The sequence below is a fragment of the Halanaerobium saccharolyticum genome (genome assembly GCF_004362045.1).
Taxonomy (GTDB): domain Bacteria; phylum Bacillota; class Halanaerobiia; order Halanaerobiales; family Halanaerobiaceae; genus Halanaerobium; species Halanaerobium saccharolyticum_C.
This window is the reverse complement of sequence record NZ_SNWX01000075.1, coordinates 1-1,440: the sequence shown is the minus strand read 5'-3', so window position 1 is coordinate 1,440 and position 1,440 is coordinate 1. Positions and strand designations below refer to the sequence as shown.

The following is a 1,440-nucleotide window of genomic DNA, read 5'->3' as shown; positions in this document are numbered from 1 at the left end:
GCCTCTTCGCTATTTAGTGTGGGTTTTCATTGTTCTTTTATTTAATATAGTTGAATTTATTCATTTTCATATCCAATTATGGTATACTTTACCTATACTATAACAGGAGATGATTTTAATGTTTAATAATATAGATTTATTCACCCAGGCTTTAGGAATAGAAGACCCATGGAAACTAGATAAAATAGATTTTAATAAAGATGATGGTCGATTGGATATTTACATTTCTCATAAAAGAGGCAGTAAATTTCCCTGTCCTGAATGCGGTAAAAAATCAGCCATTCACGATACTAAAGAAAGAACCTGGAGACATCTTAATTTCTTTCAGTATAGAGCCTATATTCATGCTAAAATGCCGAGAACCAAATGCAAGGACCATGGAGTGCTGCAGGTTAAAGCACCATGGGCTGAACCAGGTTCAGGCTTTACAATGCTTTTTGAAGCGTTCATTATGCAGCTAGCTACAGCTATGACTGTAAATGAAATAGCTGAATTAGTTGGCGAACATGATACAAGACTCTGGAGAATACTAAACCGTTATGTAGAAGAAGCCCGTGCTGAAGAAGATTACAGCAGTACTGATAAAATCGGTATTGATGAAACTTCAAGTAAGAAGGGACATAACTACATAACAATATTTGTGGATCTTGATAAATCAAAGATAATCTATATTACTGAAGGTAAAGATGCCTCAACTGTTGATTCTTTTGCTTTAGATTTAAAATTACATAATGGTGATCCTAAAAATATTAAAAAAATCTGCTGTGATATGTCACCAGCCTTTATTAAAGGCACTGCTGATAACTTCTCTCAGGCTAAGGTTACCTTTGATAAATTTCATGTAATGAAAGCTGTAAATAAAGCTGTAGACCAGGTAAGACGCAATGAACAGTCTGATAACAAAGAACTTAAAAAGACAAGATATATCTGGCTTAAAAATAAGAATAATCTAACCAAAAAACAAAAAGAAAAACTAAAATCGCTATCTGAAATGAATCTAAAAACAATGAGAGCCTATAATCTTAAATTATCCCTGCAGGAATTCTGGAATATCGATGATCTCACAGCTGCAGCAAGTTATCTGCAGAAATGGTATCTCTGGGCGATTCGCAGTCAACTGGAACCAATGGTTGAGATAGGTCGATTTATTAACAGACACTGGCTGGGCATAATGAACTATATTGAAAGCCGAATCAATAATGGTATTTTAGAAGGATTAAACAGTATTGTTCAGACCATTAAAAGAAAAGCCAGAGGGTTCAGGAATTTAAATAATTTCATGACAGCTATATATCTACAGTGTGGTAAACTTGATTTTGAATTAACTAAAGCATTTATTTAGAATTCAAGTTATATTGATGTTAATTTTAAATTTTGAATTACCATTAATGTTAATATGTGCCATTTGGGTTACCCACACTAAATAGCGAAGAGCCAAAT

At 33.3% G+C, this 1,440-nt stretch carries 1 protein-coding gene; it reads left to right on the top strand.

Features of this window, described 5'->3' with window-relative positions; all coding sequences use genetic code 11:
• Nucleotides 1-118 precede the first annotated feature (118 nt).
• Nucleotides 119-1,342, top strand: a complete 1,224-nt coding sequence (locus tag DFR79_RS16025; protein WP_133516457.1) for an ISL3 family transposase — start codon at nt 119-121, stop codon at nt 1,340-1,342.
• Nucleotides 1,343-1,440: the final 98 nt, after the last annotated feature.

Bases quoted from the DNA above. Each gene is read 5' to 3' on its own strand.
- DFR79_RS16025 (WP_133516457.1), top strand. From the start codon at position 119: ATGTTTAATAATATAGATTTATTCACCCAGGCTTTAGGAATAGAAGAC.